The sequence below is a fragment of the Pseudomonas sp. NFACC32-1 genome, assembly GCF_900101215.1.
GTDB lineage: Bacteria > Pseudomonadota > Gammaproteobacteria > Pseudomonadales > Pseudomonadaceae > Aquipseudomonas.
Genome location: NZ_FMUL01000033.1, coordinates 1 through 6,827 on the forward strand (window position 1 = coordinate 1; position 6,827 = coordinate 6,827).

Below are 6,827 nucleotides of genomic sequence, written 5' to 3' on the forward strand. Positions count from 1 at the left end.
TGCCCAAGGGCGTGATGATCGAGCACCGCAACACGGTGAACTTCCTGACCTGGGCGCAGCGTTCCTTCGACTCTGAAACCTTGTCGAAGACGCTGTTCTCCACTTCGCTGAACTTCGACCTGGCGGTCTACGAGTGCTTCGCGCCGTTGACCTGCGGTGGCAGCATCGACGTGGTCGCCAATGTGCTGGAACTGCAACAGGGCGAGCACGACATCACCTTGATCAACACGGTGCCATCGGCCCTCAAGGCATTGCTGGAATCCGGTGGCTTGAGCGAGGGTGTCGAGATCGTCAACGTGGCGGGCGAGGCCCTCAAGCGCAGCCTGGTGGAAGCGTTGTTCGAACAAACCCAGGTCAAGCGTTTGTGCAATCTTTATGGCCCATCGGAAACCACCACTTACTCAAGCTGGGTATCGATGTCCCGCGAAGAGGGTTTCGCCGCGCATATCGGCAAGCCGGTGGCCAACACCCAGTTCTATCTGCTGGATGAACACCGGCAACCGGTGCCGTTGGGTGTGCCAGGAGAGATCTATATCGGCGGCGCCGGTGTGGCGCGCGGTTACCTCAATCGCGATGACCTCACTGCCGAGCGTTTCCTCAAGGACCCGTTCAGCCTCGAACCCAACGCCCGGATGTACAAGACCGGCGACCTGGGTCGCTACCTGCCGGACGGCAATATCGAATACCTGGGTCGTAACGACGACCAAGTGAAGATCCGTGGTTTCCGCATCGAACTGGGCGAGATCGAAGCCAGGCTCGCTCAGTATCCAGGTCTCCAGGAAACCGTGGTCCAGGCGCGCGAGGACATACCCGGCGATAAACGTCTGGTCGCCTATTTCACTCAATCCCGGACGAATGAGGCCGTGGACATCGAGGCGCTGCGCAGCCACCTGCAGGGGCAACTGCCGGCATACATGGTGCCGATGGCCTATGTCCGTCTCGATGCCTTGCCGTTGACCCCCAACGGCAAGCTGGACCGCAAGGCCTTGCCGGCACCAGACCTCGACGCAGTCATCACCCGAGGCTATGAAGCCCCTCAAGGCGACGTCGAAACCACCCTGGCGCAGCTCTGGCAGGCGCTGCTGGGTGTGGAACAGGTCGGTCGTCACGACCATTTCTTCGAACTGGGCGGTCATTCCTTGCTGGCTGTCAGCCTGATCGAGCGGATGCGCCAGGTGGGCCTGAGTGCCGACGTGCGCGTGCTGTTCAGTCAACCCACCCTGGCTGCGTTGGCCGCCGCGGTGGGTGGCAGCAATGAAATCGTGGTACCGGCCAACCGGATCCCGTCTGGCTGTACGCGGATCACCCCTGACATGCTGGTCCTGGCCGACCTGGACCAGGAGACCCTCGACCGGGTCGTTGAAACGGTGCCCGGTGGCGCTCGCAACGTGCAGGACATCTACCCCCTGGCGCCGCTGCAGGAAGGCATTCTTTATCACCATCTCGCCGCCCGGCAGGGCGACCCCTACGTGCTCCAGACCCAGTTCGCCTTCGCAACCAGGGAGCGCCTGGAAGACTTCTGCCGTGCGTTGCAGCAGGTCATCGACCGCCACGACATTCTCAGGACCGCGGTACTCTGGGAAGGGCTCGATCAACCCTTGCAGGTCGTCTGGCGCGAAGCAGCGCTGATGCAGGAAGAGGTCGCACTGGACCCGGTCGACGGCGACATGGCGGCGCTGCTGTACCAGCGCTTCGACTCGAGGCATCACCGCCTGGATATCACCCGGGCCCCGATGCTGCAACTGGTCTATGCCCATGACACCGATACGGATCGCTGGCTGGCGATGCTGTTGTTCCACCATATGGCACTGGACCACACCGCGATGGACGTGGTGCGCCACGAGATGCAGTTGCATCTGCTGGGCCAGGCCGATCGTCTGGGCGCTGCGATGCCGTATCGCAACTATGTGGCCCAGGCGCGTCTGGGCGTGAGCCCTGAAGCGCACGAAGCGTTCTTCCGCGAAATGCTGGGCGATGTGGACGCACCGACCCTGCCGTTCGGCCTGCAGGATGTACAGGCCACGGGGCAGGGTATCGAGGAGGCCACGCGGGTACTCGCCCATGATCTGGGCCAGGGCTTGAGAGCGCGAGCCCGTCACCTGGGCGTGAGCGCCGCGAGCCTGGTCCATCTGGCCTGGGCGCAGGTGCTGGGGCGAGTGACCGGCCAGGACGATGTGGTGTTCGGCACCGTGCTGATGGGCCGGATGCAGGGCGGCGAGGGGGCTGATCGAGCCTTGGGCATGTTCATCAACACCTTGCCGTTGCGGGTGCGCGTGGGGTCAACCGGCGTCCGTGCCGGCGTGAAAGCCACCCACGCACGACTGGCTGCGTTGCTGGCCCATGAGCACGCCTCGCTGGCGCTGGCGCAACGCTGCAGCGGTGTGGCTGCGCCGACGCCGTTGTTCAGCGCCTTGCTCAACTACCGCCACAGCGCACCGACGGCGTCCAGCGAGGCGCTGCCGGCCTGGAACGGTATCGAGGTGCTCGGTGGCGAGGAACGCACCAACTATCCGCTGATGCTGTCGGTGGACGACCTGGGCGACGGCTTCAGTCTCACCGTCCAGGCGGTGACCGGTATCGACGCGGCACGGGTCGGTGCCTACATGGAAACGGCCCTGGCGAGCCTGGTGGAGGCCCTGGAGCATGCGCCGGAAAATCCATTGGCCGACCTGTCGATCTTGCCGGCGACGGAACGCGAAGAGTTGCTGGTGGGCTTCAACGCCACCCAGGCCGAATACCCGCTGGCGCAGACGATTCACGGGTTGTTCGAAGCGCAAGTTCAGCGCACGCCGGAATCGCTGGCGGTGCTGCATCGCGGACAACGCCTGAGCTATCGCGAACTGAACGAGCGGGCCAACCGCCTGGCCCATTACCTGCGCAAGCAGGGGGTGAAACCCGATTCCCGGGTGGCGATCTGTGTCGAGCGAAGCCTCGACATGGTGGTGGGCCTGTTGGCGATCCTCAAGGCCGGCGGCGGTTACGTACCGCTGGATCCGGCTTACCCGGCGGACCGGATCGCCTACATGCTGGAAGACAGCGCCCCGGCGGCGGTGCTGGCCCAGGCGGCGACGCTTGGATTGTTGGCCGGCGCGGCGATGCCGGTCATCAATCTGGGCAGCGAACTTTGGCAGGACGAATCCGTCCTGAATCCCCAGGTTCCGGAACTGACCTCGTCGCACCTGGCCTATGTGATCTACACCTCCGGCTCCACCGGTCTGCCCAAGGGCGTGATGATCGAGCACCGCAACACGGTGAACTTCCTGACCTGGGCGCAGCGTTCCTTCGATGCGCAAACCCTGTCGAAGACGCTGTTTTCCACTTCTTTGAACTTCGATCTGGCGGTCTACGAGTGCTTCGCGCCGTTGACCTGCGGTGGCAGCATCGACGTGGTCACCAACGTGCTGGAACTGCAACAGGGCGAGCACGACATCACCTTGATCAACACCGTACCGTCCGCCCTCAAGGCACTGCTGGAATCCGGTGGCTTGGGCGAGGGTGTCGAGACCGTCAACGTGGCGGGCGAAGCCCTCAAGCGCAGCCTGGTGGAGGCGCTGTTCGAGCAGACTTCCGTCAAGCGCCTGTGCAACCTGTATGGCCCATCGGAAACCACCACTTATTCAAGCTGGGTATCGATGTCCCGCGAAGAGGGTTTCGCTGCGCATATCGGTAAACCGGTGGCCAACACCCAGTTCTATCTGCTGGATGAACACCGTCAACCGGTGCCATTGGGCGTACCGGGAGAGATCTATATCGGCGGCGCCGGTGTGGCGCGCGGTTACCTCAATCGCGATGACCTCATAAGAAGAACCGAACGCTTCCTGAAGGACCCGTTCAGCAGCGAAACCAACGCCCGGATGTACAAGACCGGCGACCTGGGGAGATACCTGCCGGACGGCAATATCGAATACCTGGGTCGTAACGACGACCAGGTGAAGATCCGTGGTTTCCGCATCGAACTGGGCGAGATCGAAGCACGGCTCGCCGGGCACGAAGCCGTAAAAGAAGCCGTGATACAAGCCCGCGAAGACGTCCCCGGCGACAAACGCCTGGTGGCCTATTTCACCGAGTCCCGGGCCGTGGACATCGAGGCCCTGCGCAGCCATCTGCAAGGGCAATTGCCGGATTACATGGTGCCCGTGGCCTACGTACGCCTGGACGCCTTGCCGTTGACCCCCAACGGCAAGCTGGACCGCAAGGCCTTGCCGGCGCCAGACCTCGACTCGGTCATTACCCGAGGCTATGAAGCCCCTCAAGGCGACGTCGAAACCACCCTGGCGCAGATCTGGCAAGCGCTGCTGGGCGTGGAACAGGTCGGTCGTCACGACCATTTCTTCGAACTGGGCGGTCATTCCCTGCTGGCCGTCAGCCTGATCGAGCGGATGCGCCAGGTGGGCCTGAGTGCCGACGTGCGCGTGCTGTTCGGCCAGCCAACGCTATCGGCGCTGGCGGCGGCAGTGGGCGGGTACTGCGAAGTCGAGGTGCCGGCCAACGGCATTGCCCGGGATTGCACGAGAATCACGCCGGACATGCTGTCGTTGACCAGGCTGGACCAGGAGGCCATCGACCGGATCGTGGCGAGCGTGCCGGGTGGTGCGGGCAATGTGCAGGACATCTACCCCCTGGCACCGCTCCAGGAGGGGATTCTCTACCATCATCTGTCGGCCGAGCAGGGCGACCCCTATCTCCTTCAGGCGCTGTTTGGCCTGCGAGACCGGCAGCGCCTCGATGATTTCATCCTTGCGTTGCAGAGCGTCATCGATCGCCACGACATCTTGCGTACCGCGATCGTGTGGGAAGGCCTCGACGAACCTCAGCAAGTGGTCTGGCGCCAGGCGCCGCTGAAGCTGGAAGCGTTCGAGCCGGACCCGCAAGGCGCAGGCATCGTCGAACAGTTGCAACAACGTTTCGATGCCCGGCTCTATGGGCTGGACATGACCCAGGCACCGTTGATGCACCTGGCCTTCGCCGAAGACAAGCCCAACCAGCGCTGGGTCGCCCTGCTGCTGTTCCACCACATCGCCCTTGACCATACGGCGCTCAAAGTGGTGCAGCGCGAAATGCAGGCGCATCTGCTGGGGCAAGTCGGGCAACTGGATGCGGCAGTGCCTTATCGCAACTATGTGGCCCAGGCTCGCCTGGGCGTGAGCCAGGAAGAGCACGAGGCGTTCTTCCGCGACATGCTCGGCGACGTGGAGGAGCCGACCCTGCCGTTCGGCTTGCAACAGGTGCAGGGGGACGGCCACGACATCGAAGAAGCCGGCCGATTGCTCGAGCGCGATCTGAGCCGTCGTCTGCGGCGTCTTGCGCGCCGGTCCGGCGTGGGGACGGCCAGCCTTTGTCACTTGGCCTGGGCGCAAGTCCTGGCCTGTGTCTCGGGCAAATCCGAGGTGGTGTTCGGTACGGTGCTGCTGGGCCGGATGCAGGGCGGCCAGGGTGCCGACCGCGCATTGGGCATGTTCATCAATACCTTGCCCCTTCGCGTCAGCGTCGATGACCAGGATGTCCGCACGGGTGTCCAGGCCGTCCATGGGCGTCTCACCGCGTTGTTGGGCCATGAGCACGCCTCGCTGGCCCTGGCGCAACGCTGCAGTGGCGTGAGCGCACCGGCACCGCTGTTCAGTGCCTTGCTGAACTACCGCAACTCCAGTGAACAGGTCGATGCGCTGGAGGTTGACGCTGCCTGGCAGGGCATCGAGACGCTGGACGGCGAATCACGTACCAACTATCCCCTGACGTTGTCGGTGGATGACCTGGGCGAGGATTTCGCCCTGACCGTCCTGGTGAAGAACGGCATCGGCGCGCAGCGGGTCTGCGCGTATATGGAGCGCGCGCTGCAGAGCCTCGCCACGGCACTGGAGTCCAGCCCGGCTACACGTCTGCACGACCTGGCTGTGCTGCCCCATGCCGAACGCGAGCGGGTACTGGAGGCGTTCAACGCGACCACACGCGCCTATCCACGGGACAAGACCGTCCATGCCGTGTTCGAACAGCAGGCGCAGGATTGTGCGGATGCCATCGCCGTGGTGCACGATGAACAATGCCTGACCTACGGTGAACTCAACATCAGGGCCAATCGTCTGGCTCGCCATCTGGCAGGCCTGGGTGTGCAGCCGGGGGACCGTGTAGCGCTGGGATTGGCCCGTTCGGTTGAACTGCTGGTCAGCCAGTTGGCGGTGCTCAAGTGCGCCGCCGTCTACGTGCCGCTGGACACCAGCGCGCCGTTGGAACGCCAGCAGTTCATGGTCGACGACAGCGGGGCCAAGGTCCTGCTGACCCAGAGCTCCCTGGTCTCGGCGCAGAGCGCTGTGCGGGTCGACCTGGATCGCCTGGAGTTGGCTGAAGCCAGCACCGACCTCGATCTGCCCCAGAGCGCCGAAGCGGTGGCCTACATCATGTACACCTCCGGTTCCACCGGCACTCCCAAGGGGGTGCTGGTGCCGCATCGGGCGATCAACCGACTGGTGATCAACAACGGCTACGCCGATTTCAATGCCCGGGACCGGGTGGCGTTCGCCTCCAACCCGGCCTTCGACGCCAGTACCCTGGACGTCTGGGCGCCGTTGCTCAACGGCGGCTGCGTGGTGGTGGTCGACCAGGACGTGCTGTTGTCCCGGGAGCGTTTCGCCCGGTTGCTGACCGAGCAGCGGGTCAGCGTGCTGTGGATGACCGCCGGCCTGTTCCATCAGTACGCCGCCGGCCTGATGCCGGTGTTCAAGCACTTGCGTTACCTGATCGTCGGCGGTGATGTGCTCGATCCGGCGGTGATCGGCCGGGTCTTGAAAGAAGGCGCGCCGCAGCACCTGCTCAATGGCTATGGCCCGACGGAA

Annotated in this window: 1 protein-coding gene; it reads left to right on the top strand. The window is 64.1% G+C overall.

From position 1 onward, the window contains the following. Positions 1-6,827, top strand: a 6,827-nt coding sequence (locus tag BLP99_RS25915) for a non-ribosomal peptide synthetase (RefSeq protein ID WP_143007991.1), incomplete at both ends; no start/stop codon positions are given.